Annotated in this window: 20 protein-coding genes, 2 tRNA genes and 1 rRNA gene; 6 read left to right on the top strand and 17 right to left on the bottom strand. The window is 68.9% G+C overall.

The features are described from left to right. Window positions 1-52: 52 nt before the first annotated feature. Window positions 53-1,522, bottom strand: a 16S ribosomal RNA gene (locus tag HPS36_RS12865). Between the two features lie 661 nt (window positions 1,523-2,183). Here HPS36_RS12865 and HPS36_RS12860 point away from each other — a divergent pair. Beyond that, on the top strand, window positions 2,184-2,744 hold the full coding sequence (locus tag HPS36_RS12860; protein ID WP_137716096.1) for a TATA-box-binding protein: 561 nt from the start codon (window positions 2,184-2,186) through the stop codon (window positions 2,742-2,744). 103 nt (window positions 2,745-2,847) lie between these two features. Here the strand turns inward: HPS36_RS12860 and HPS36_RS12855 are convergent, their stop codons facing one another. The 3 genes from HPS36_RS12855 to HPS36_RS12845 all read right to left on the bottom strand — a co-directional run bounded on the left by HPS36_RS12855 (window position 2,848) and on the right by HPS36_RS12845 (window position 8,338). Further along, window positions 2,848-4,053, bottom strand: a complete 1,206-nt coding sequence (locus HPS36_RS12855; protein WP_173230448.1) for a Cdc6/Cdc18 family protein — start codon at window positions 4,051-4,053, stop codon at window positions 2,848-2,850. A 728-nt stretch (window positions 4,054-4,781) separates the two neighbouring features. Beyond that, a complete protein-coding gene (locus tag HPS36_RS12850) occupies window positions 4,782-7,034 on the bottom strand; it encodes an NADP-dependent malic enzyme (RefSeq protein WP_137716095.1) in 2,253 nt (750 codons plus the stop codon). A 194-nt stretch (window positions 7,035-7,228) separates the two neighbouring features. Further along, a complete protein-coding gene (locus HPS36_RS12845; protein WP_173230447.1) occupies window positions 7,229-8,338 on the bottom strand; it encodes a DUF7544 domain-containing protein in 1,110 nt (369 codons plus the stop codon). Between the two features lie 142 nt (window positions 8,339-8,480). On the opposite strand from HPS36_RS12845, the gene HPS36_RS12840 reads away from it, so the two are divergent. After that, the gene (locus HPS36_RS12840) at window positions 8,481-9,347 is read left to right on the top strand and encodes a DUF7117 family protein (RefSeq protein ID WP_173230446.1); all 867 of its coding nucleotides are present in this window, start codon (window positions 8,481-8,483) and stop codon (window positions 9,345-9,347) included. 87 nt (window positions 9,348-9,434) lie between these two features. On the opposite strand, the gene HPS36_RS12835 is transcribed toward HPS36_RS12840, so the two are convergent. From HPS36_RS12835 to HPS36_RS12790, 10 genes are all read right to left on the bottom strand, one after another. Next, complete coding sequence (locus HPS36_RS12835; protein ID WP_173230445.1) at window positions 9,435-10,160, bottom strand: fumarylacetoacetate hydrolase family protein; 726 nt, start codon at window positions 10,158-10,160, stop codon at window positions 9,435-9,437. Window positions 10,161-10,214: 54 nt separating this feature from the next. Further along, window positions 10,215-10,742 carry a hypothetical protein gene (locus HPS36_RS12830; protein WP_235681707.1) on the bottom strand — a complete coding sequence of 176 codons (528 nt, stop codon included), beginning with the start codon at window positions 10,740-10,742 and terminating at the stop codon, window positions 10,215-10,217. Next, a complete protein-coding gene (locus tag HPS36_RS12825) occupies window positions 10,742-11,101 on the bottom strand; it encodes a hypothetical protein (protein ID WP_173230444.1) in 360 nt (119 codons plus the stop codon). Before HPS36_RS12825 ends, HPS36_RS12830 begins: the two co-directional genes overlap by 1 nt. After that, entirely contained in the window at window positions 11,098-11,379 is a 282-nt protein-coding gene (locus HPS36_RS12820; RefSeq protein WP_053772576.1) for a ubiquitin-like small modifier protein 1, read from the bottom strand. The genes HPS36_RS12825 and HPS36_RS12820 overlap by 4 nt, the downstream gene beginning before the upstream one ends. 134 nt (window positions 11,380-11,513) lie before the next feature. After that, complete coding sequence (locus HPS36_RS12815; protein ID WP_053772577.1) at window positions 11,514-11,897, bottom strand: hypothetical protein; 384 nt, start codon at window positions 11,895-11,897, stop codon at window positions 11,514-11,516. 86 nt (window positions 11,898-11,983) lie between these two features. Then, window positions 11,984-12,982: a phosphate signaling complex PhoU family protein gene (locus HPS36_RS12810; RefSeq protein WP_173230443.1), complete on the bottom strand. Its 999-nt coding sequence runs from the start codon at window positions 12,980-12,982 to the stop codon at window positions 11,984-11,986. 186 nt (window positions 12,983-13,168) lie between these two features. Then, on the bottom strand, window positions 13,169-14,116 hold the full coding sequence (locus HPS36_RS12805; protein WP_173230442.1) for a D-2-hydroxyacid dehydrogenase: 948 nt from the start codon (window positions 14,114-14,116) through the stop codon (window positions 13,169-13,171). A gap of 102 nt (window positions 14,117-14,218) precedes the next feature. Then, complete coding sequence (locus HPS36_RS12800; protein WP_173230441.1) at window positions 14,219-15,403, bottom strand: cystathionine gamma-synthase; 1,185 nt, start codon at window positions 15,401-15,403, stop codon at window positions 14,219-14,221. 87 nt (window positions 15,404-15,490) lie between these two features. Further along, window positions 15,491-15,599 (bottom strand) — tRNA-Glu (locus HPS36_RS12795). 82 nt (window positions 15,600-15,681) lie between these two features. Further along, window positions 15,682-16,248 carry a peptidylprolyl isomerase gene (locus HPS36_RS12790; RefSeq protein ID WP_173230440.1) on the bottom strand — a complete coding sequence of 189 codons (567 nt, stop codon included), beginning with the start codon at window positions 16,246-16,248 and terminating at the stop codon, window positions 15,682-15,684. Between the two features lie 179 nt (window positions 16,249-16,427). Here HPS36_RS12790 and HPS36_RS12785 point away from each other — a divergent pair, with 179 nt between their 5' ends. Then, window positions 16,428-16,952, top strand: a complete 525-nt coding sequence (locus HPS36_RS12785) for a universal stress protein (RefSeq protein WP_173230439.1) — start codon at window positions 16,428-16,430, stop codon at window positions 16,950-16,952. Then, complete coding sequence (gene truA, locus HPS36_RS12780; RefSeq protein WP_173230438.1) at window positions 16,949-17,866, top strand: tRNA pseudouridine(38-40) synthase TruA; 918 nt, start codon at window positions 16,949-16,951, stop codon at window positions 17,864-17,866. Before HPS36_RS12785 ends, truA begins: the two co-directional genes overlap by 4 nt. Before the next feature lie 21 nt (window positions 17,867-17,887). Here the strand turns inward: truA and HPS36_RS12775 are convergent, their stop codons facing one another. Then, window positions 17,888-18,421, bottom strand: coding sequence for an Rrf2 family transcriptional regulator (locus HPS36_RS12775; protein WP_173230437.1), 534 nt, complete (start codon window positions 18,419-18,421; stop codon window positions 17,888-17,890). Window positions 18,422-18,847: 426 nt separating this feature from the next. On the opposite strand from HPS36_RS12775, the gene nadE reads away from it, so the two are divergent. After that, a complete protein-coding gene (nadE, locus tag HPS36_RS12770) occupies window positions 18,848-19,819 on the top strand; it encodes an NAD(+) synthase (RefSeq protein WP_173230436.1) in 972 nt (323 codons plus the stop codon). Between the two features lie 30 nt (window positions 19,820-19,849). Here the strand turns inward: nadE and HPS36_RS12765 are convergent, their stop codons facing one another. Next, window positions 19,850-21,289: a M28 family peptidase gene (locus HPS36_RS12765; protein ID WP_173230435.1), complete on the bottom strand. Its 1,440-nt coding sequence runs from the start codon at window positions 21,287-21,289 to the stop codon at window positions 19,850-19,852. Between the two features lie 117 nt (window positions 21,290-21,406). Here HPS36_RS12765 and HPS36_RS12760 point away from each other — a divergent pair. Further along, window positions 21,407-21,477 (top strand) — tRNA-Gly (locus HPS36_RS12760). A 449-nt stretch (window positions 21,478-21,926) separates the two neighbouring features. On the opposite strand, the gene HPS36_RS12755 is transcribed toward HPS36_RS12760, so the two are convergent. After that, window positions 21,927-23,435, bottom strand: coding sequence for a KaiC domain-containing protein (locus tag HPS36_RS12755; protein WP_173230434.1), 1,509 nt, complete (start codon window positions 23,433-23,435; stop codon window positions 21,927-21,929). Between the last annotated feature and the right edge of the window lie 109 nt (window positions 23,436-23,544).

The raw sequence follows: 23,544 nt of genomic DNA, 5'->3' as shown, positions 1-23,544 counted from the left end.
TTAGAAAGACGGTCGTAAGGTGAGCTCGCCCAGAAGGCGAGTCTCGGGTCGGTGGAGGTGATCCAGCCGCAGATTCCCCTACGGCTACCTTGTTACGACTTAAGCCCCCTTGCGAAGCCCAGATTCGACGTTCGTGGAACGCCTTATCCGGACCTCACTCGGGTGCTTTGACGGGCGGTGTGTGCAAGGAGCAGGGACGTATTCACCGCGCGCTTGTGACACGCGATTACTACCGAATCCAGCTTCATGTGGGCGAGTTGCAGCCCACAATCCGAACTACGATCGAGTTTCTGAGATTACCGTCTCCTTTCGGAGTTGGAACCCTTTGTCTCGACCATTGTAGCCCGCGTGTTGCCCAGCACATTCGGGGCATACTGACCTACCGTTGCCCGTTCCTTCCTCCGTGTTAGCCACGGCGGTCCCCCTACTGTCCCCAGCTACCTCGCGGTACTGCTGGCAAGTAAGGGTGCGGGTCTCGCTCGTTGCCTGACTTAACAGGACGCCTCACGGTACGAGCTGACGGCGGCCATGCACCTCCTCTCTGAAACTCGGACAAGGTCATCAACCTGGTCGTCATTATTACAGTCGATGCTGGTGAGATGTCCGGCGTTGAGTCCAATTAAACCGCAGGCTCCTCCGGTTGTAGTGCTCCCCCGCCAATTCCTTTAAGTTTCATCCTTGCGGACGTACTTCCCAGGCGGTCTGCTTAGCGGCTTCCCTACGGCACAGCACCCACTCGTAGTGGGAGCCACACCTAGCAGACATTGTTTACGGCCAGGACTACCCGGGTATCTAATCCGGTTCGAGACCCTGGCTTTCGTCCCTCACTGTCGGATCCGTTCTCGCGACGTGCTTTCGCCATCGGCGGTCCGTCCAGGATTACGGGATTTCACTCCTACCCCGGACGTACCCGTCGCGCCTTCCGGTCCCAAGCCACGCAGTTTCTACCGGGCGCCCACCTGTTGAGCAGGTGGATTTCCCGATGGACTTGCGCGGCCAGCTACGGACGCTTTAGGCCCAATAAGATCGGCCATCACTTGGGCTGCCGGTATTACCGCGGCGGCTGGCACCGGTCTTGCCCAGCCCTTATTCTGGCACCGCCTTAGGGTGCCGAAAAGCACAGGCGCTATGCCTGTGCACTTGGGATCCCCCTATCGCACTGTCGTGCAGTGTAAAGGTTTCGCGCCTGCTGCGCCCCGTAGGGCCCGGAATCTTGTCTCAGATTCCGTCTCCGGGTTCTCACTCTCATGACCCGTACCGATTATTGGCACGGTGGGCCGTTACCCCACCGTCTACCTAATCGGCCGCAGCCACATCCTTCGGCGCCGGAGCGTTTGGCATACCACTCATTCCAGTGGTGGTATGGTATACACTATTAGCCTCAGTTTCCCGAGGGTATTGTGTTCCGAAGGGTAGTTTGGCCACGTGTTACTGAGCTATTCGCCACGAGCCTGAACTCGTGCGACTAGCATGGCTAAATCGGATCCCAATAGCAATGGCCTCCGGCAGGATCAACCGGAATGTATGTCCTTCGAGCCTGATTCCCGGCTCGAAGGGGGTGTTGGCGGGTGTCAACGATGATGTTGACACACCATTGCATTGGTCTGTGTGGTGTCCGGCCCAGCCAACGGCTTGGATGGCACCGAACGACCACGACTCACATCAGATCACCGCTTACGCCGGAGCGCAGGGGGCGTGATCCTCATCGGATGAGTCGGATGAACCGACTCTGCGAAACCGGGCCGAGTTGAACGGCCCGAGTCCGCGGTGCGTTCTTCGCGTCTTGACCGAACGGGCTTATACACTTAAGCACGTCGGAACGCTTCGACCGGCCGCGTCGACGGCCGGTCGGTGCCCCCTCGCCGGGGGCGCCTCGCATTTCTTCGAATGCCCGGGTTGTACTTAACCCCGTCGAACCATCGACGCCACGTCATGCGGTTTCATGGAGCAACTCACAACCGAGTGACTCGTCGACGCGGCGCGACGAGTAGAGCTCGCCCGCGGGAGCGAGCGGCTTGAGAGGAGCGCGTGATCGGCAAACATATCAGAACTATATCACAGTGACTCCGACGACTCGGGGCCACACACGCGTGCGCGACATCGAACGAAGGAGGAACTCGGGGCAGCCGGTCATTTATACCACGGGCGTTTATAAGGGAGGGGGACACATATAAAAGCGAACGATGACGAACCCTGCAGACTCGATCGAGATTCAGAACGTTGTTGCATCGACGGGTATCGGTCAGGAGCTCGATTTGGAGGCGCTCGCGGAGGACCTTCCGGGTGCGGATTTCAACCCGGACAACTTCCCCGGCCTCGTGTACCGGACCCAGGAGCCGAAGGCGGCCGCGCTCATCTTCCGCTCGGGGAAGATAGTGTGTACGGGCGCGAAGAGCATCGACGACGTCCACGACGCACTCGGGATAATCTTCGAGAAGCTCCGCGGGCTCCAGATCCCCGTCGAGGACGACCCGGATATCACCGTCCAGAACATCGTGTCGAGCGCGGACCTCGGACACAACCTCAACCTCAACGCCCTCGCTATCGGTCTCGGTCTCGAAGACGTGGAGTACGAGCCGGAGCAGTTCCCCGGGCTCGTCTACCGGATGGACGAACCCGAGGTCGTCATCCTGCTGTTCGGGAGCGGGAAAATCGTCATCACCGGCGGCAAGCGCACCGACGACGCCGAGGAAGCCGTCGAGGAGATCGTCGAGCGCATCGAAGGGCTCGGCCTGCTCGGCTGAGGGTCGAATCGATCGGTCTGTTCGGTTCCCGCCGTCTCGGAGACGGGCGGCGACCGGTGTCGAGCGGCCGTGGGTCGCTGTCGAGCGGCTGAGTGCGGTCCCGTTACGTTTCGGCGTCGTCCTCGGTGAGTACTTCTTTGACGACGCTCGGGTCCTCGAGGAGTTGGTGTTTGGTGTAGCTCCCCTCGGCGCTGCCGCCGCTGTGTTTCGACTGTTCGATGATGTCGAGGAACGCGTGTTCCTTCAGCAGGTCGCGGACGCGGCGCAGCGAGAGGCTGTCGGACCCCTCCTGTCGGCAGATGTTCTCGTAGATCTCGTACACGCGGCTCGTTCGGAACCCGTCCTGGCGGCCGTTCGACAGCGACAACAGCGCGAGCGCCTGGAGCACGTACCGCGAGTGCGGCGTGGACCCGCGAATGAGTTCGCGGAAGCGGTCGGTCTCGGCTCGCTCGCGCGCCTGCGTGACGAACTCCTCGCGGACCGTAGGCTCGCCGTTCGCCTGCGCTATCTCGCCCGCGTACCGGAGGATGTCGATGGCCTTCCGGGCGTCGCCGTGCTCGCGCGCGGCGAGCGCCGCGGCGCGGGGTATCGTCGACGGTTCGAGCACGTCGTCGTGGAACGCGTCCGCGCGCGCCTGCATGATCTCACGGAGTTGGTTCGCGTCGTACGGCGGGAAGACGAACTCGCGTTCACAGAGGCTCGACTTGACGCGCTCGTCCATCCGGTCTTTGTACTGGATCTTGTTGCTGATCCCGACGACGCCCAATTTACAGTCGGTGATCTTCCCGGCCTCTCCCGCGCGGGACAGCTGCATCAGGATCGCGTCGTCGTCGAGCTTGTCGATCTCGTCGAGCAGGATCAGCACCACGTCGTACCGCTGGTCGAGGATGCGCCAGAGCCGCTTGTAGTAAGTGGAAGTCGAGAGCCCCTTGTCGGGGATGTTGATACCGGTCTGCTCGGGGTTGTTCACGCCCTCGGCGATGGTCTGGACGGCCTGGGTCTCCGTAGTGTCCTGCGCGCAGTCGACGTAGGCGAACGTGGCGGTGACGCCCTCCTCGCTGGCGGTGGAGACGAGCCGTTTGGAGACGTACTTCGCACACAGCGACTTCCCGGTGCCCGTCTTTCCGTATATCAGGACGTTGCTCGGGCTCTGTCCGAAGATGGCCGGGTTGACGGCCGTCGCCAAGTCGGATATCTCGTCGTCTCGGCCGACGATCCGTCCCTCCCCGGGTAGGTGACTGATCTCGAGGAGCTCCTTGTTCGCGAAGATAGGGTCCTCCCTCGTGAAGAGGTCGTCCGCTGCGTCCATGAGGGAGACACCGTGTTTCCGGTGAAATGCGTTCTGTTTCGCGACTAGGCGGGAGGCAGGTCGGCGGGTGGTTCGACCGGTCGAGACACACACCGTGTTTCCGGTGAAACGGGGTGAGCGGTTGGTGGTGTGAGTCGGGAGTAAGTCCTGCCATGAGGGAAAAGGAGACCCCAAAGAGCGACAGAAACCTCAAAGAGCGACAGAAGGTAATAACGGCTGCCAGAGCGGGGGAACTGGGGCGAGACAAGGTGAAGACACGTCCCTACATTTCACCGGAAATCCGGTGTACGGTGTCATATCGGTGCTCCCCTCACGGGGGAGACCGCATTTCCGGTGAACGACTCCAGTCGCTCGGCGAGCCTCTGCTCACTTCGCTTGGCGAGCTGTACACACATTTGAGTAATAAAACCTGTTGTTTCAAAACGGACAGAATGATGGAGTCCGCGAGTTCACTTCGGCGATTTTGTACGCCTACCCCGGCCGACCGTACACCCACACACAGCGACACCCGATTTCACCGGAAACACGGTGTGTCACTCCCACGGCGACTCACGTCAGCCGCGGAGAACGACGCGGAGTCAGCCGCGAAGAATTTGCGTGGGATCAGTCGCGGGAAACGTAGGGCCCGCAGGAGAAATACGCCACTTCGGTTCCGGGTGCTGCTGGAAACCGCCGAAGAAGAATAAAAAGCAACCGACGAGGTCGTTCGCCTGACTCCGCTCGGTGAGTTACTCCTGAGCGTCGACGACGGCGACGCTGGCGAGGTTGACGATGTCTTTCACCTCGTCGCCCCGCTGGAGCACGTGGACCGGTTCGTCCATCCCGACGAGCATCGGGCCGATGGCCTCGGCGCCGCCGAGCCGCTGGAGCAGCTTGTACCCGATGTTCCCGGCTTCGAGGTTGGGGAACACGAGGACGTTGGCCGCCTCGTCGAGCTGAGAGAACTCGTAGGTCCCGTTGAGGATGTCGTCGACGACGGCGGTGTCGGCCTGCATCTCACCGTCGACGGGGAAGTCGACCGCGTCGTCGGACTGGAGGATGTCGACCGCCTCGCGCGGCTTCCGAGTCCCCTCGTTGTCGACGCTCCCGAAGTTGGAGTACGACAGCATCGCCGCGCGCGGCTCGACGTTGAACCGGCGCGCGAGGTCCGCCGTGTGTCGCGTGACCTCCGCGAGCGTCTCCGCGTCGGGGTCTTGGTTGACCGTCGTGTCCGCACAGAAGATGACCCGGTTCTTGAACGTGAGCATGTACACCCCGGCGACGGTGTCGGTGTCGGCCGCGGACCCGACGATCTGGAGCGGCGGCCGGAGCGCGGACGGGTAGTGGTGGGTGAGCCCGGTGAGCATCGCGTCCACGTCGCCGGTCTCGACCATCACGCTCGCGAGGTAGTTGGTGTCGCGCTTGACGAGGTCGTCCGCCTCGCGCTTCGTGATGCCCTTGCGCTTACGGAGCTCGTACAGCCGCTCGCCGTAGTCCGTGACGTCCCGGTCGTCGGGGTCGACGACGTCGGGACGGAACGACAGACCGAGTTCCGCCGCGGTCTGCGAGATGGTGTCCGCGTCGCCGAGCAGCACCGGCTCGGCGATCCCCTGCTCGGAGAGCTGATACGCCGCCCGGATCATCTTCTCGTCAGTGCCCTCCGCGAGCGCGATCCGCTTCGGGTCGCTCTTCGCTTTGTTCAGGACGACGCGCATCATCTCGCGGGACTTCCCGAGCCGCGCTTCGAGCCGCTCCCGGTACTTCGCTAAGTCGATCTCGGTCCGGGCCGACCCGGACTCCATCGCCGCCTCCGCGACGCGCGGCGCCACCTCGAACAGCACCCGCGGGTCGAGCGGCTTCGGGATGACGTAGTCGGGCCCGAACTGGAGCGGTTCGTCGCCGTAGGCCTTCACGACCGCGTCCGGAACGTCCTTGCGCGCGAGGTCGGCCAGCGCCTCCGCGGCGGCCGCCTTCATCTCCTCGTTGATCTCGGTCGCGCGCACGTCGAGCGCGCCGCGGAACAGGAACGGGAACCCGAGCACGTTGTTCACCATGTTGGGGTAGTCCGACCGGCCCGTCGCCATGATCACCGTGTCGTCGCGCGCGTCCTTCGCGTCCTCGTAGGTGATCTCCGGATCGGGGTTCGCCATCGCGAAGATGATCGGATCGGCGGCCATCGAGCGGACCATCTCCTGCGAAACGATCCCGCCGACGGAGAGCCCGACGAACACGTCGGCGCCCTCCATCGCGTCCGCGAGGTCGCCGCCTTCGACCGGGCTGGCGAACTGGCTCTTGTACTCGTTGACCTCGCCGTTCTCGACGCGCGACTCGGTGATGATCCCCGAAGAGTCGCACATCGTGATGTTCTCCTTGCGCGCGCCCAGCGAGACGTAGAAGCGGGCCGTCGCGATGGCCGACGCGCCCGCACCCGAGAAGACGATGTCGAGCTCCGAGAGGTCTTTGTCCGAGATGTCGACCGCGTTCATCAGCGCCGCGCCCGAGATGATCGCGGTGCCGTGCTGGTCGTCGTGGAACACCGGGACGTCCATCTCCTCGCGGAGCCGCTCCTCGATTTTGAAGCACTCGGGCGCCTTGATGTCCTCGAGGTTGACCCCGCCGAACGTCGGTCCCATCGCTTTCACCGCCTCGCAGAACGGGTCGACGGCGTCGATGTCGAGCTCGATGTCGAACACGTCGATGTCGGCGAACCGCTTGAACAGCACGCCTTTCCCCTCCATGACGGGCTTGGAGGCGGCGGCGCCGATGTCGCCGAGCCCGAGGACGGCCGAGCCGTTCGAGACGACCGCGACGAGGTTCCCCTTCGCCGTGTACTCGAAGACGGACTCGGGGTCGGCCGCGATGTCGCGACAGGGCGCCGCGACCCCCGGCGAGTACGCCAGCGAGAGGTCCCGCTGCGTGTTCGTGGGCTTCGTCGTCTCTATCTCGATCTTCCCGGGCGGCTCCTGTCGGTGGTACTCCCGCGCGTCGTCGTCTAGTCCCATGTCTCTCTCCATTCGTGAACGGAGTAAAAAGCTATCCGATGGTGTCGAGTACGCAATTCGACGTTCGACGATCACCGATCGACCCGTACACGGCGCCGAGAACCCCGACCGTGCGCGATCACCCCCGATCGACCCCTCCGACAACGGATGATTTCTCTCGGGTCACCCCACACCGACATCCGACCGCCGCCGACTCACTCGCCGGCCGGTTCGCGGTCGTCGCCCGCGACGAGCGTCGGCGCCAGCGGCGCGAGTTCCGGATCGATGCCGGCGAGCGTCGAGACCTCGAACGCGGTCAGGTACGTCCGCACGACAAGCGTCACCGGGAGCGTCAGGACCACCACGGCGACGACCGCGCAGACGAGCACCGCCGCGAGCGCGACCGCCCCCGCGGTCGTCCCGATCAACGCCCCGACGCCGCCGAGCGCCACCGACGCGAGGAGGAGCGCGACGAGCGCCGTCGCCCCGACGACGCCGGCGACGAACGCGGCGGCGGCGGCCTGAACGATCCCGACGCCGGCGGCGAGGACGAGGTGGACCGCGAAGTAGACGACGATGTCCGCCCACGATCCGCGGAACGACGCCCAGACCGCCCGCCACCCGTCGATCACGCCCACGTCTCGGGCGACCATCGCCGGCGCGACGAACTCGAAGGTGATCCTGGAGACGACGGTCCCGACGAGCGCGACAGTGGCTCCGATCACGGCCAGCACGCCGAACGCCGGAGCGCTCACCGACGACTGTCTAGGTAATCCCCCGAGCGAAACGCCGAGGAACCGCAACAGCTCGGGGTCGAGCGCAATCGCGACCGCGACCGCGGGAAGCCCGACGGCGACCGCACTCACCACCGCGACGCCGAGGAGCCCGAGCGCCTGTCGGAAGCGGTCGCGGAACGGCCGCCACAGCGCGACCTCCGTCGTCGAGAGCGCCTCGTAGAAGACGAGCCGAAACGCGATCGAACACGCGAACAAGGCCATCCCCGCGAGGAGGACTCCGAGGGCGAGTCCGGTCAGCACCGCGGCGTCGACCTCGGCGAGGCGCTCGATCCCCGCGTTCGCGGCGCGTTCGACGCCCGCGGGCACCGACGCGGGCTCCGTCGGCCCGGCGTCGCTCCAGGCGCCGGCGCCGCCGCCGGCGGGACCGCCGAGAGACGACGTCGTCGCGCCCGACGCCCCCGCGCCGCCGCCCGCCATCACGAGCGCCAGGAACCCGAGCTTCGCCCACCGGACCGCTTCGAAGGGGAAGAGGAACCCGCGCGTGACGCGGACGGCGCGGTCGACGGCCGCGACGGCGTGCCAGCTCATACGGGCCGTTCGACGGAGGGCGTGAAATAGGCTGGCCACTGGCCCCGGACGGTTCGGGGGGAGAGCGGCCGACCCAGGCACCGTGTCACGGGCCACCAGGCGACCCGCAGCCGTTTAGGGCGGACGCGACGAACCGGTCGCCATGAAGGTCCGCGGCGAACGCGAGTGCCAGTCCTGCGGCGCGCGGTGGTCGTACTACGACACGGGCTCCGTCGCGTGTCCGAGCTGCGGCGACCTGCGCAGCGTCGGGGTCGACGACCGCACGGCCCACACGGACGCCCCCGTCTCGCTCGACCTCGCCCCCCACCGCGAGCGGTTCGGAGAGGCGCAGGGGACCCTCCCCCGCTCCGGCGTCGACGAGCTCCAGTCCGACCTCCGGGAGTACTGCCGGAAGCGCGGGTTCATCGACGGGGGACGGCTGGCCCCGCTCGACGGGACGTACCTCGCGGCCCGCGAGCTGCTGGAGGCCGTCGACTGCTTCGAGCGGCTACGCGACCCGACCGACACCGACGGGGAGTACCTCCTCGCGCTGCTCGCCGGCGCGGACGACGGCGACCGACCCGCGGCCGAGGAGGTCCCGACCGCGCTCCGAGAGGCGCGAGGAATGGCGGCCGTGCGCGCAGTCGAGGCTTACCGGAGCGACGCGCTCGACTTCCTCGACGAACTCGAAGCCGGGGCCGAACCGACCGAGGACGAGACCGACGCCGATGATGCGACCGACGCCGACGACGAGACCGACGCCGACGACGCGCCGACGGTCACTGTCGACGGATCCGATCCCGAAGACAGGATCGCCCCCGCCCGCGACGCCTTCGAACGCCTCCGCGACCGCGTCACGCGCGTCGACGCCCTCGGCGGCGACGTGTCGCCCACGACCGCGGACGCCCTCGTCGACGCCGCCGCGGCGCTCGGGGCTTACGTCCGAACCGGCGACGAGGAGAGCCTGCGGACCGCAACCGACCTGATCGACGACGCGAGCGTCGACGACCTCGACCGGGCGGACCGCTGAGCCGTCCGCCGCTGGCCGGCTGGCCACCGCTGGCCGGCTGCCCGCCACTCGCCAGCCGCCCGCCGCTCATTGGCCGCCCGCGGCGCGTCAGTCTGCGCCGGGCGCGACCACCGGGTTCGAGAGCGTCCCGACCCCTTCGTACGTGATCTCGACGCGCTCGCCCGGTTCGACGAGACCGGGGTTCGCGGGGCTGCCGAACGCGATACAGTCGCCGGGCTCGAAGGAGAACCGCTTCGAGAGGTACGAGACGATCTCGCGGGGACCGAACAGCATCAGCTCCGTGTTGGCGTCCTGGCGCGTCTCGCCGCCAACGGTCGTCTCGATGTCGAGGGCCGTCGGGTCGACGTCGGTCTCGATCCACGGCCCCAGCGGCGCGGAGCCGTCGAACGCCTTGCGGGCGGTCCGCCCCTGCTGGTCGAGGGCGTCGACGTCGTTCATGACCGTGTAGCCGCGCACGACGCCCGGCACCTCATCGGGCGCGAGGTCGCGGCAGCGCTCGTCGATCACCGCGACCAGTTCGCCGGCGTAGGTCAGCTCGTCGGTCCACTCCGGGTACCGGATCGGCTCGCCGTGCGCCAGCAGGCTGGCCGGCGGCTTGACGAAGAAGTCCGGCTCGTCAGGCCGCTCGTAGTCCATCTGGTCGAGCGTCTCGGCGTAGTTCCGGCCGACGCAGTACAGCGCGCTGGGGTCACAGGGCGGGAGCAGCCGGCCGTCGCGGCCGACCTCGTAGCGGCCGTCGTCCGCGACGACCCCGCCGTCGTCGTAGCGGCCGGCGACGGGACCGTCCGGCGTGAGCAGTCGAGCGAGTCGCATGCCGGAACGTCTGCGGTGGCGTCCGAAAAGGCGTCGGTGACGGCAGCGTTCGGGTCAGTCGCGGTTCGAATCCGACCCGCCGCTGTCCGGGTCCGATTCGCCGCCGTCCGGATCCGATTCGCTGCCGTTCGCTCCCGCCTCTGCGTCGCCGTTTCCTCCGCTTTCCACGTCGACGCCGATAACGACGCCCGACCGGATCTCCAGCGCGGTGTCGAACTCCTCCCGGCGGCCGCTCCCGGACCCGATCCGCTCGACCGCGGCCTCGTGGGCCCGCACGACCGCGTCGCGCTCGCGCTCGGAGAGCCCCACGCGGTCGGCCACCGTCTCCCAGTGATCCGGTTCGACGAGGAACGTCTCGCGGTCCGGCTCGGCCGCGATCCGCTCGTAGCGCCGGCGGTACTCGTCGATCCTAGGCCCCAGGTCGGCCTGAACCTGCGTGAGCAGCGCCGGGACGCGGGCGGCCGGCACGCTCGCGAGCGCGGCCGTCTTCACCAGCGCGGTCCCCTCGATCGGGTACGGACCCGGGTCCTTCTCGGCGTCGTCCCGGTCACCCGACTCCCCGCCGTCGGCGTCGTCGGACATCACCCGCCGGCGCGCATCGCCTTCTGCCGGTACTTCGGCAGGAGCTCGGCGAGGACCTCGGGGTCGCCCGCGAACTCGGCGGTCACCTCGGTGAGTTCGATGGCGGCCGCGGCGGTCACCGTCTCGGCGCTGAGAGTCACTCGCCAGCCGTCGCCGTCAACCCGGGTCGCGGCCGCGGGGTCGTCGGTCCCCACCAGCTCCCCGCCGAGGTTGCGGAGGTAGTGAGCCGCGAGGCGGCGAGAGATGCCGCGGTACGCGACCGTCTTTCGCTCCCACCCCTCCTCGGCGGGCGGGAGGTCGGCCCCCGCCGCCTCGTCGTCGACGCTCCCCTCGGTCGCCGCCGACCCGTCGTCGGTCATGCGCCCCCCGCGACCGGCGGGAAGACGGAGAGCCGGTCGCCGTCCGCCATCGGCGTGTCGAGCCCGTCGAGGTGGAGCACCTCGCGGCCGTTCTTCAGGACGTTGATCTGGGGGGCGAGGTCGCCGTCGACGATCAGCCGGCCCTCCATCCCCTCGTACTCGGCCTCCAATTCGCGCAACACGTCGCCGACGGAGGAGCCGTCGGCGAACTCCGCGTTCACCGTCTTCCCGCCGGCGGCCTCGCGAAACGTCGCGAAGAACCGCAGTTCGAGTTCCATACCCGTACGTCGTGTCGCGGCGGCTTAAAAGCGGTCGGCCGCGGAACCGAACCGACCGCGGACACGCGGCGGCGACGGCGCTCCGCGGCCAGCGGCACCGGCAGCGATCCGCGACCCACGCGAGGTCGCTCCCGCTACAGGTCCGACAGCCGGATCCCGTCCTCGACCAGCCGGAAGTTCCGCTCGCGGTCGAGGTCGTCGGCGAGCCACTCGTGGTCGTACAGCTGGCCGATCAGTTCGAGGTAGAGGTTCCGCCACGCGATGGCGTATATCGGCGACTGCCCCCACGCGCGCAGTTCGGGGACGAACTCGTGGTACGTGCTCGCCTGCGACTCCATGCGCTCGACCGCGTCGGCGACGACCTCGGCCGCCTCGTCCGGGTCCGCCTCGTCGAGCGCCTCGTTCAGCCGCGACTGGATCCCCGCAATGGCGCGTCGCATGTCGCGTTCGGCGGTCCCCTCGTCCTCCGGAAGCGACTCGACAACGCCCTTCGGCACGCCGAGTTCGATCTCTGGCATGGGGTCACCTCGGGGGAGCGTGCTGAAAAAACCCGTTCACCCGGCAACGAGAGCGGCGCTCGAATCTCCGTCTGAGACCGATCCCCTCACGGCGTCGGCGCGGCCTTCTGGAGCGCGGTCTCGGCGATGTTCCCGCCGTAGTCGGCCGAGCGGAGCACGGAGTCGACGACGAGCCCGAGCAGCTGCGCGCGCGTCGGATCGAGGTCGCGGAGCAGTTCGTCGATGGAGCGCACGCGCTCGTCGATGGCTCGAACGCCGGTCCGCGCCTCGTTGGCCCGACGGGTCGCGGCCTCGGTGTCGTCGTCGAACAGCGCGTCCATCGCCGCGTCGATCACGTCGACTGCGTCGCCGTGGAGGTCGCTCACCGCCTCGACCACGTCCGGGGGGAGGGCCTCGTCGATGTTCAGCGTGAGGTGCGCGATCTTCGTCGCGTGGTCGCCGATCCGTTCCAGCTGGCGGGCGCTGGAGTGGTAGTCGAAACACTCCTCGCGGGGGAGACCCAGCTCCTCGGCCGCCTTCGGCGTCCGCAGGGTGGCGCGGAAGATCCGCGAGACGACGAGCCACAGGCGGTCGAGGTCGTCGTCGCGACCGATCACGTCGCGCGCGAGGTCGTGGTCGCGCTCCGAGAGCGCGGTGATCGCGTCTTCGAGCATCGACAGCGAGATCAGTCGCATCCGCGTGACCGCGTTGTGGATCGAAAGCTCCGAGGAGTCGAGCAAGTCTTGAACGACGACGCGGTCGCGCGTCTCCTCTAACACCTCCAGGCCGACGAGGCTCTGGACCGCGTCCCGGATCGTCGACCGCTGCTCGGTGGTGATCTCCGCGGCCTCCAGTTCGATGACGTCGAAGCCGCTGACGTACATCGTCGTCACCGCCCGCCGGAGCGCCTGGCCGCTCAGATCGGCGATGTCCAGCGACCCCCGCGTCCGTTCGGACTCGGACCGCGGGGTGAGGAACAGCGAGTCGCCGTCGGGGTGGAACTCGATCTCCGTCCCGGCCTCGACGTCGTTGTCGGTCGCCCACGTCTTCGGAATCGAAACGGTGTACGTCGAGCCGCCGGTGACCTGGACCTTCCGCGTTTCCATATCAGGCCCTCGGGAGCGGATCACCTTAATTTTGATCAAAATATATACCTCTGTCAGCGAGTACAGCTCAATCTCTCCGACTCGGCTCGCTCCGTCGCTCTCAGGGTTTTCTAAAGCGGTATTAGGAGCAAATTAGTAGTATATAGAGATATATACTTGGGGGTAAAGTCAGTCCTCGACGGCGCTTCAGACCACGCGGTTGCGCAGGTCGTCGCCGGCGTCCAGCCGCGCGACGTTGTCCGCGAGGATGTCGGCGACGCGCTCGTAGTACTCCGGCGTGTGGCCGGCGTTGTGCGGCGTGATCGTCGCGTTCGACAGCCCCCACAGCGGGTGGTCCTCCGGAAGCGGCTCCGGGTCCGTGACGTCCAGCGCCGCGCCGCGGATCCGGTTGTTCCGGAGCTCCGTCACCAGCGCGTCGGTGTCGACGATCGGCCCGCGCGCGATGTTGACGAGGACGGCGTCGGGCCGCATCGTCCGGAGCGCGTCCGCGTCGACCAGCCCCCGCGTCGTCTCCGTGAGCGGACACGCCAACACGACGTACTCGGCGTCGGTGACGGCGTCGTGGAACTCGTCGAAGCCGTACACCTCGTCGGTCGGACCGCCCTTCTCCGGGGTGTAGCGCACCCCGACCGTGTCGACGTCGAACGACTCCAGGCGGTCGACGACGGACCGCCCGATGGCGCCGAGTCCGACGACGGCGACCGTCGAGCCGTACACCTCCGTCGTCTCGTAGGTGCGCCACTCGCGGCGGGACTGCTGGCGGTACGCCCGGTGGAACTGCCGCGCGTGCGCGATCATCGAGCCGATTACGTGTTCGGCGATGTTCGGTCCGTGGACGCCCGAGGCGTTCGTCACGGCGACGCCGTGGTCCGCGAGCAGGTCCCGCGGCAGATGGCCCGTCCCCGCGAACACGCAGGCGAACAGCTCCAGGTCGTCGGCGACCGAGAGCAGGTGTTCGTCGATGGTGAGTCCGACGGCGACCCGCGCGGTCCGGATCAGCTCCCGCTCCTCCGCCGGCGTCCGCGCCCGCGCCACCTCGGCGTCGGGGAGCCGCTCGCGGATCGCCGCCGCCAGTTCGTCGGGGCCGAGCCCGTGGATCGTCTGTCGAAGCACCAGGACGTCTGGATCGCTCATGGAGGCAGTCTCGGCGGCGGCGACAAAAATGGTACCAGTCGTCCGGCCGCGAACCGAGCGTGCCATGGAGCGGCCCGGAGCCCGGGCCGGCGGGCGGACGGACTACGACAGCGCCGCGTCGAACGCCGCCTGAAGGTCCGCCTTCATGTCGTCGACGTGTTCGATCCCCACGGACACGCGGATGAGGCCGTCGGTGAGCCCGGCGGCGAGCCGCTCCTCGCGCGGGATGGCGGCGTGGGTCATCGCCGCCGGCTGCTCGATCAGGCTCTCGACGCCGCCCAGCGACTCCGCCAGCGTGAACACCTCGGTCTCGCTCACGACGGTCGACGCCTCTTCGAGGGTGCCGTCGAGTTCGAACGAGAGCATGCCGCCGAAGTCGTCCATCTGTTCGGCCGCCAGTTCGTGGTCCGGGTGCGACTCCAGCCCGGGGTAGTAGACGCGGTCGACCGCGTCGTGGCCCTCCAGCCACTCGGCGAGCGCCATCGCGTTCTCGCAGTGGCGGTCCATCCGCACCGGGAGCGTCTTCGTCCCGCGGAGCACGAGGAAGGCGTCGAAGGGCCCGGGCGTCGCGCCGACGGAGTTCTGGTAGAAGCCGAGCCGTTCGTCCAGCTCCTCGTCGTCGACGATCAGGGCGCCGCCGATCGTGTCGGAGTGGCCGCCGAGGTACTTCGTCAGCGACTGGGAGACGATGTCGGCGCCGTGTTCGAGCGGCCGCTGGAGGTACGGGGTCGCGAACGTGTTGTCGACCGCGCAGAGCGCGTCGCCCTCGTGGGCGATGTCGGCGAGCGCGCCGATGTCGTTGACGTTCATCAGGGGGTTCGTCGGCGTCTCGACCCACACCAGCTCGGTCTCGTCGCGCATCGCCGCCCGGACCGCGTCGTGGTCGGTGGTGTCGACGAACGTCGTGTCGATGTCGTACTCGTCGTACACCTGCGTCAAGATTCGGTGGGTCCCGCCGTACACGTCGTCGCCCGCGACGACGTGGTCGCCCGCCGAGAGCAGGTTGAGCACGGTGTTGATCGCGCCCATGCCCGAAGAGAAACAGCGGGCGTGGCTGCCCGCCTCCAGCGAGGCGAGGTTCGCTTCGAGGTCGGTCCGAGTGGGGTTCCCGGTCCGGCTGTACTCGTAGCCGCGGTGGTCGCCGGGCGCGTCCTGCTCGTAGGTGGAGTTCGCGTGGATCGGCGTCATCAGCGCGCCGGTCTCCGGGTCCGGCTCCTGGCCGGCGTGGATCGCGCGCGTCTCGAACCGCCTGTCGTCGCCGTCGGACTCGTCGGGTCGGTCGCTCATGCCCGTCCCTCCGTCACCGACGGTGGTGATTCTTCCCCTTCGGACCGCGCGCGGATCCGGACGCGCCGCTCGCGAGGTGAGAATGGATGCTCGGTCAGGGATTTGAACCCTGGTCGTCGGCTGACTTCCGAACCGGCGCCGAGGCGCCGCGTCCGCCGAAAGGCCAACATGATTGGCCGGACTACACCAACCGAGCGCAATCGAGGATTACGCCGGGGGCAATTTAACTCTTCTCAACTCCCCGCGCCGGGGCGGGGTCCGACGCCCGACCGCGAGGGCTACTCGTCGACGTCGACGCGCTCGATCTCGACGGCCTCGCGGGGGTCGTCGTTGCGGCCGGTCGGCACCGCGCCGATCTCCTCGACGACGTCCATCCCGTCGATGACCTGCCCGAAGACGGCGTGCTTGCCGTCGAGGTGCGGGGTCGCGTCCAGCGTGATGAAGAACTGCGAGCCGTTCGTGTTCGGACCGGAGTTCGCCATCGAGAGGATGCCGGGCCCGTCGTGGGTGAGGTCGTCGTGGAACTCGTCGTCGAACTGGTAGCCGGGGCCGCCGCGGCCGTTCTCCATCGGGTCGCCGCCCTGGATCATGAAGTCGTCGATGACGCGGTGGAAGACGTTGCCCTCGTACAGCGAGTCACCGCGCACCTCGCCGGACTTGGGGTCCTCCCACGTGTTCGTCTCCGGCGCGGGCTCGGCGTCCGCTGCGGGGTCGTGTCGCGCCAGGCCGAGGAAGTTCTCGACCGTCCGCGGCGCGCGGTCGGCGAACAGCTCGACGACGATGTCGCCGTGGTTGGTCTGAAGCGTTACCTGCGGGTTGTCGGGGTCGGACACGTCGCGTCCCATACCCACGGGGAGGGCCGCCCGCCGGAAAACCCTACCCATCCGGCGCTCGACCGCCGCCCGCCTGCTCCCTCGATAGACCGTCGCTGACCGCCCGCCTTCCCGACCGTGCCTTCTCGACCGGCCCGCCGACCGGTTTCCCGGCCGACAGGACTTTGCGGGTGGGCGTTCCGTCACCACGCATGTACGACGACATCCTCCTGCCCGTCGCCCCCGGCGGCGAGGCGAACGACGCCATCCCGCACGCGGCCAGCCTCGCCGAGCGGTACGACGCGACGGTCCACGTCCTCTCCGCGGCCGACACCGCCGTCGACACGCTCGCCGGCCCGCGGACGGGCGTGTTCTCGGACCGGCTGGCGGACGCGGCCGAGGAACGGGTGGAGGCGGTGACCGCCGAACTGGAGGCGAGAGGCGTCGAGACGGTCGGCAGCGTCGTCCGCGGCGACCCCCTGGAGGTCATCGAGAACGCCATCGACGACGGCGCCGACATCGTCGTCATGCCGAGCCACACCCGTCGGGGGATCCGCCGGCTCCTCCTCGGCAGCGTCACCGAGAAGGTCGTCCGCGTCGCGTCGGTGCCGGTGGTGACCGTCCCGATGGCCGACCCCGAGGAAGTCGGGTCGCTCCCGACCGACTCCGGCGAGACCGAGGCGAACTCGGCGGACACCGGCGAGGCGGGCGACCGCGAGCCGTCCGACGCCCAGTGACGGGCGCGTCGAACGGGCGCGACACGGTCACGCGCGCCTTCCGCGTCGCGTACGACGGGCGGGCGTACGCCGGCTTCCAGCGCCAGCCGCACGCCCGCACCGTCGCGGACGCGCTCCTCGAGGCGCTCGCGGACCACGGCCTCGTCGACCGCGGCGACGGGTCGACGCACGCCACGCCCCCGGGCTACGCCGCGGCCGGCCGGACCGACGCGGGCGTCTCGGCGGTGGCCCAGACCGTCGCCTTCGAGGCGCCGACGTGGCTCACGCCCCGCGCGTTCAACGGCCACTTGCCTGGGTCGGTCCGAGTCTGGGCCGCCGCCGACGTGGGTGACGAGTTCCACGCAACGCACGACGCGGTTCGACGGACGTACCGGTACCACCTCTACGCGCCCGAGTCCGGGGCCGAATCCGCCTCGGACCGCGCGCGGCGAGACCCCGAGCACGCGGTCGACGACGACCGATTTCTGGAGGCGCTCGCGCGGTTCGACGGCGAACGCGACTTCCACAACCTGACGACCGACGAGACGGGGACGGTCCGCGACCTCGACGCGGGCGCGACCCGCGAGGGCGACACGCTCGTCGTCGAGCTCTCGGCGGACGGCTTCCCGCGGGCGCTCGTGCGGCGGGTCGTCGCCGCGGCCCGCGCGGTCGGTCGCGGAACCGCCGACCTCGTGTGGATCGACCGGCTGCTCGACGCCGAGCCGATACCGGGCGACCGCGGTATCGGTCCCGCGCCACCCGAGCCGCTCGTGCTGTGGGACGTGACCTACCCCGACGTCTCGTTCGCGGTCGACCGCGAGGCCGCGGAGAGCGCGCGGATCGCCTTCGGCGAGCGGCACCGGGACGCGCGACACGCCGCGTCCGCCACCGGCGCGGTCAGCGACAGGCTGTTCTCTGCGGTCGAGCCGGACTGACCGCGGCCGCTGACCGGCCGTTCAGGCGGCCGACCCGCCCGTCGGAGTCTCCATGCCGTCGACGCGGACCAGGAGGCTGTTGCCGTCGACGTTCGTCGCATCGACGACGCCGGAGAGCCGCAGCCCGGTGGCCGGCGTCGGCCCGACCGTCACGTGGTCGCCCGCGTCGAAGGGGCCGACCGGGCCGCGGATCACGAGCTCGGCGCGGCACAGTTCCGGGTTCGCGACGCTCGACAGGTCGATCTCCGCGACGGTGACGTCCTCGACCGGGTCGCCCTCGCGCTCGACCGGCGTCGTCGCGGCGTCCTCCAGGCGCTCGATGCCGAGCGCGTCGTACGCCTCGTCGGTCGGGATGTAGCCGCCGTCCGGCCCGGCGACGCCCTCGACGAGGCCGAGGGTGCTGAGGCTCCCCATCCGGTTCCGCACCGTCCCCGCGTTGCGGTCGATCGCGTCCGCGATCTCGCGGCCCTGTACCGGCGCCTCCCGACTCTCGGAGAGGTTCACGAGCGCGGTGAGCACGCGTTCCTGACTCGAACTCAACTGGATCTTCGACATGGTCAGACCGAACCAGATGCGACTAATAAATGTTCGTGTATAACGACATTATATGGTTGGAGATGTGATTATCTGCGCTATTTCTACAATAACAAGAACTATTCCCGGATACAAGAATTCATGTATCAACCAGAGACCCTATCGACAGACACCATATTCGATTATTTGAAAATATCTCGTTTGTAATTGATTGCGTATGTGGTTTCTCTGCTTTCATTCTCACGAGGAACTAACAACAGTACCAGTTCCTTATATTATCTACACCGCAAGTATTTACCAGCGCGACCGGAAGCGGCGGTCGACGAATGACATTCCAATGCGACGCCCGCGATCGCTCGCAGAGACGCGTCCGGGCTCCGCGCCGAGGCGCCGGACGCTCCCGCGGGCGGACGAAGCGGAGTGGGCGGACGGCCGGCGGAGGGGAAGATGGCTGATCGCGAGTCGGCGTTCGATCCGGACGAGGCCGCCGTCGACCGCTCGGAGGGAGCGACAGCGTCAGGCGACGGCGAAGCGGCCGCTGGCCGGCCTCTCCCCGCCTCGGTGCTCCCGGACCGGGACCCCGCGCTCGAACGCGACCGAATCAGGTCGTTCGTGGCCGACCGGGTCGACGCCGCGGGCGCCGATGGCGTGGTCGTGAATATGAGCGGCGGGCTCGACTCGACGGTGACGGCCGCGCTCGCGGTCGAGGCGCTCGGCGCAGACCGCGTGTACGGGCTGATCCTCCCGTGTAACAAGATCGGCGCGCCGCACGCCCGCGACGCCGAGGCGCTCGCCGAGGCGCTGGGGATCGACCACGACACGGCCCACCTCCAGCCGCTGTTCGCGCAGTTCGGCGCCGTCGTCCCGGACCGCTTCGACCTCCACGACGAGCCGGTCCGGTCCGGCAACGCCGTCGCGCGCCTCCGGATGGCCGTCGCCTACCTCGCCGCGAACGCGACGGACCGCCTCGTCTGCGGCACGGCGAACCGGAGCGAACTCCTGCTCGGTTACCTGACGAAACACGGCGACTGCGCGGCCGACCTGTTCCCGCTGGGCCACCTCTACAAGACCGACGTGCGGGCGCTCGCGAGCGAGCTCGACGTGCCGGAGTTCGTCGTCGAGAAGGCGCCGAGGGCCGGCTTCCTCCCGGGCCAGCGCGACGCGGACGACCTAGGCGCGCCGTACGAGGTCATCGACCCGGTCCTCCACCTCGGCGTTGACCGCGGGCTCAGTCCCGAGTCCGTCGTCGAGCGGATCGCGGCGGCGCTCACGGAGGGCGAACCTGCCGCGGCCGACGCCGGGACCGGCGCCGACCTCGGCGCGGTCGACCGCGAACTCGTCGCGGACCTGCTCGGGCGTCACCGCGCGTCGGCGCACAAGCGGCTTCCCGCGCCGACGCCGGACGCGGACCTGGAGTGAACGGTCGGCAGACCCGTCCGAGCCCTTCGATCAGTCCCAGTCGGCCGGCCAGAGGTCGGCGGCGCGCATCCCCGTCTCGAAGTCGGCCTCGCGGAACGCGGCCGCGAGCTCGTCGCGGTCCAGCCGCGGGAGGTCGCGTTCGGGCGCCGCGAACTCGGCGACGAGCAGCGCGATCAGCATCGCGTGTTCGCGGACGTTCCTGTCGTCCACCTTGTCCCGCGTGTCCGCGTGCGTGTGCCCCCAGCCTCGCCCGCGGTCGCCCGAGTCGCTGTGGAGCTGGAGCGCCGGCACGCCGCGGCGCACGAACGGCCACTGGTCGGAGAACGGGTGCGGTTGCGCGTCGACCTCGATGGGCTGCCGCGTCGCGGCCGACACCGCCTCCGCGACCGACGCGGCCGCGGTGGAGGCGTGCGCGAGCGCGACGAGGTCACGGAACCGCCCGGCTCCGTCGACGTTGACCACGCCCTTCACCCGGTCGAGGTCCACCCGGTCCGCGAGGTGCTCCGCCCCGAGCAGCCCCACCTCCTCGGCGCCCACCGCGACGACGTCGACGCCGACAGGGAGGTCGGCGTCCGCCAGGATGTCGGCCGCGGTCGCGACCGTCGCGATGCCGCAGCCGTTGTCGAGCGCGCCCTCCGCGATGTCGTGGGCGTCGTAGTGGGCGAGCAGGAGGACCCGCTCGTCGGTGTCCGGGCCGGCGCTCCCGAGGACGTTCCGGCTCTCGCCGGGCGTCGTCGACGCCTCCACCGACAGCTCGGCGCGCGCGACGTCGTCTCCGCCGCCGACTGGGGCGTTCGCGCCGCCGACCGCGTACTCGCGGAGCCACGCGCCGGTCTCCTTCGAGACGCCGACCGCGACGGCCTCGGCCTCCTCGCCGAACGTGAGCGACCCAGTGGGGGGCAGCTGGCCGTCGAGGTGGTTGACGAACACGAACCCGACGGCGCCCGAGTCGATCGCGTAGCCGAACTTCTCCATGCGGTGGACGAACCGGCCGCCGGAGGGCGTGGTCGTCGACGCGACCGCGATCCGGCCCTCGACGTCGCGCTCGTCGATCTCCGCGGGGGTGCCGTAGCCCACGTCGACGAGTTCGCCTGAGACGCTCCCCGACGGCGAGTACGGGAGCGCCAGTGCCTCGAACGAGCGCGTCGCCGGCTCGCCGTCGCGGCCCGAGACGGTCACGTCGAGCGACGCCGACCCGCGCTCCCAGGCCGGGAGGTCGAACGGCTCCGTGCGCACGTCCGCGAGCCCCGCTCGCTCGAAGGCGTTAGCGACGAGGCCCGCCGCCCGGCGCTCGCCCTCGCTCCCGGCCATGCGACTTCCGATCGCCGTGAGGTCGGTGAGGAAGCGCCACGGCTCGTCGTCGGTCCAGGTCGCGCCGAGGGCGGGGGCGAACTCGGCCGCGCGCTCGCGGACGCGGTCGATCGCCGCGGCCGCCTCGGGTCGCGTCGCGTCTGCTGCGTCGTCGGTCATGAGCGTGCCTGCGTCGGTGAGGGCTTAAGCGTGTGGCTCGCGGCACCGCGGCTCGGAGCCGGCCGGCGTCCGCCGAAACGCTACGTTCAAGTGGCACGGTCGGGTAGCAGCAGTCGAGCACCGTTGGTCCAGTGGTAGGACATTAGCTTCCCAAGCTAATAGCCCGGGTTCAATTCCCGGACGGTGCATTCCTGCGGCGAACAATCCGTGAGCCGCAATCTCCCGATTCTGACGCTTGAATACCTCCAAATTCCCGGCCGCTCGTTTATAAATAGCAGATTGTGGATCGAGGGTTGACACTCCAAAGCCCCAGCCAAGAGGCGGGCGCACGCTCGCTGCGCTCCTCACTCAGTCGCTCACTTCGTTCGCTCCCTCGTTGCGGTGCTTGTGTCGCCTGCGCCCGCCTCTTGGCTGCCCCTTTGAGTCCCGCCCTGGACAGCACCGCCCCGCACCTCACGCCTCCCCAGCCTCGCGGCTCACGCTTCGCGGCTACGCCGCTCGCGCTCGCCGCGTCCCTCGCGCGTGCGGTTCGCGCCGCGTTGCGGCGCTCACCGGCACGCGCCACCGCACAGCGTTCGTTTGAAAATAATCGCCGCTGTGACGCACGCCGATTTAAACATCGCGTCGTTCCGCCCGCTCAGAAGATGTTCGCCTGGTCGTACACCGAGATGCCGGTGTCCGTGATGTCGTACGGCTTCGTCTCGCGGGAGTGGTTCGCGTCGCGGATCTTCTGGATCTCGACGGCCAGCCGCGTCTCGCGGAAGTCCGACCCTCGGACGTACTGGAGGACGAAGACGGCGTCCGTGAGGTACTCCACGATCCCGTGCCGCGAGGCGTACGGGGTCTCCTCGCTCGCCTCGGAGGTGAGCAGCGTGGTGACGCCCGACTCCTTCAGCGAGCGCGTGAACCCGAACACCTCCGACCGGCGCTTCGCCGGGTGGTCGTACATCATCTCCAAGAGAGAGACAGAGTCGAGCACCAACCGGTCGGCGTCGAACTCGGAGATGAGCCGGACGAGGTCGTTGCGGATCGACGACAGGGAGTTGGCCATCTCGATGGGGTCGATGGCGACGACGGCGAGGCGGTCCTCGTCGGCGTACTCGCGGAACGACCACCCCTTCTCGGTCGCGGTGTCGAAGATCGACTCGCGGGTCTGTTCCAGGGTGATGTAGATCGCCTTCCCGCCCGATTCGAGCGCGCTGTTGAGAAACTGGAGCGCGAACGTCGTCTTCCCGGTCCCCGCGCCGCCGATGACTGACAGCAGCGACCGCTTGGGGACCCCGCCGAGGATCATGTCGTCGAGGCCCTCGATCCCGATGTCGGTCCGCGCGATCTCCGACTCGAACTCGTCGGGGTCGATGTCGAAGTCGGGCGGGCCGCCGGCGTCCGCGTCGCCCCCGAGGTCGCCGAACCCGAAGTCGTCGTCGCCGGCGCTCGCGGCGCCGCGGTAGCCGCCGAAGGGGTCGCCCCCGCCCTCCGCGCCGCCGCCGCCCGCGCCGCTCGATCCGCCGCCTCCGCCTCCTCTCCGACTCCCGCCGAAGGGGTCGTCCGCGCCGAACGGGTCTCCGCCGCCGGAGCCGGTGTCAGTCCCCGCGGCGGAGTTGCTCTCGGGGGCGCCGTCCGCGTCGGTCCCGCCGCCGCCGCCGAAGGGGTCGTCCCCGCCGAAGGAGTCGAACCCCTCGTCCGCGTCAGGGTCGCCGAACGCGTCGGCCGGCACGCCGTCGTCCGCCGAGGGGCCTCCCTGTCCTTCGCCCCCGAACTCGCCGTCTCCGCCGACGGCCCCGCCGAACGGGTCGTCGTCGTCCCCGGCGTCACCGCCACCTCCGGCATTGCCGCCGAACGGATCGCCGTCGTCGGCCGCGGCGCCCGCCTCGTCCGTGTCCGTGCCCACCTCCTCGCCCCCATCCCCGGACTCCGAATCGGAGTCGGCGCCGCCGCCCAAGTCGCCGAGCTCGGCCGCCGGGTCGTCGTAGTCGGTCGCCGCGGACTCGGAGTCGCCGCCCTCCGAATCGCCGTTCGCGGAGTCGATTTCCGCCGCTCTCTCGTCGTCACCGGATCCGCCCTCCGCGTCGCCCACCGGCCGCTCGTCGGACTCCTCGTCGGTCTCGCGTAGCGCGCGCTCGAACCAGTCGTCCTCCTCGCTCATCGTTTTCGCCGCCCGTGGGGGGTCGACATGGCCCGAGCAACGCGGTCGAGCGGCTTGAAACTTTCCGGCGGGCGCCGGAGTCCCGGAACCCGGCGGAGCCGCCCGATGT

The sequence above is a fragment of the Halorubrum salinarum genome, from assembly GCF_013267195.1.
Taxonomy (GTDB): Archaea; Halobacteriota; Halobacteria; order Halobacteriales; family Haloferacaceae; genus Halorubrum; species Halorubrum salinarum.
Note: the sequence above shows the minus strand (reverse complement) of the source record. Positions and strands in the feature narration are given on the sequence as shown.

Bases quoted from the DNA above. Each gene is read 5' to 3' on its own strand.
- HPS36_RS12860 (WP_137716096.1), top strand. From the start codon at position 2,184: ATGACGAACCCTGCAGACTCGATCGAGATTCAGAACGTTGTTGCATCG.
- HPS36_RS12855 (WP_173230448.1), bottom strand. From the start codon at position 4,053: ATGGACGCAGCGGACGACCTCTTCACGAGGGAGGACCCTATCTTCGCG.
- HPS36_RS12850 (WP_137716095.1), bottom strand. From the start codon at position 7,034: ATGGGACTAGACGACGACGCGCGGGAGTACCACCGACAGGAGCCGCCC.
- HPS36_RS12845 (WP_173230447.1), bottom strand. From the start codon at position 8,338: ATGAGCTGGCACGCCGTCGCGGCCGTCGACCGCGCCGTCCGCGTCACG.
- HPS36_RS12840 (WP_173230446.1), top strand. From the start codon at position 8,481: ATGAAGGTCCGCGGCGAACGCGAGTGCCAGTCCTGCGGCGCGCGGTGG.
- HPS36_RS12835 (WP_173230445.1), bottom strand. From the start codon at position 10,160: ATGCGACTCGCTCGACTGCTCACGCCGGACGGTCCCGTCGCCGGCCGC.
- HPS36_RS12830 (WP_235681707.1), bottom strand. From the start codon at position 10,742: ATGTCCGACGACGCCGACGGCGGGGAGTCGGGTGACCGGGACGACGCC.
- HPS36_RS12825 (WP_173230444.1), bottom strand. From the start codon at position 11,101: ATGACCGACGACGGGTCGGCGGCGACCGAGGGGAGCGTCGACGACGAG.
- HPS36_RS12820 (WP_053772576.1), bottom strand. From the start codon at position 11,379: ATGGAACTCGAACTGCGGTTCTTCGCGACGTTTCGCGAGGCCGCCGGC.
- HPS36_RS12815 (WP_053772577.1), bottom strand. From the start codon at position 11,897: ATGCCAGAGATCGAACTCGGCGTGCCGAAGGGCGTTGTCGAGTCGCTT.
- HPS36_RS12810 (WP_173230443.1), bottom strand. From the start codon at position 12,982: ATGGAAACGCGGAAGGTCCAGGTCACCGGCGGCTCGACGTACACCGTT.
- HPS36_RS12805 (WP_173230442.1), bottom strand. From the start codon at position 14,116: ATGAGCGATCCAGACGTCCTGGTGCTTCGACAGACGATCCACGGGCTC.
- HPS36_RS12800 (WP_173230441.1), bottom strand. From the start codon at position 15,403: ATGAGCGACCGACCCGACGAGTCCGACGGCGACGACAGGCGGTTCGAG.
- HPS36_RS12790 (WP_173230440.1), bottom strand. From the start codon at position 16,248: ATGGGACGCGACGTGTCCGACCCCGACAACCCGCAGGTAACGCTTCAG.
- HPS36_RS12785 (WP_173230439.1), top strand. From the start codon at position 16,428: ATGTACGACGACATCCTCCTGCCCGTCGCCCCCGGCGGCGAGGCGAAC.
- HPS36_RS12775 (WP_173230437.1), bottom strand. From the start codon at position 18,421: ATGTCGAAGATCCAGTTGAGTTCGAGTCAGGAACGCGTGCTCACCGCG.
- nadE (WP_173230436.1), top strand. From the start codon at position 18,848: ATGGCTGATCGCGAGTCGGCGTTCGATCCGGACGAGGCCGCCGTCGAC.
- HPS36_RS12765 (WP_173230435.1), bottom strand. From the start codon at position 21,289: ATGACCGACGACGCAGCAGACGCGACGCGACCCGAGGCGGCCGCGGCG.
- HPS36_RS12755 (WP_173230434.1), bottom strand. From the start codon at position 23,435: ATGAGCGAGGAGGACGACTGGTTCGAGCGCGCGCTACGCGAGACCGAC.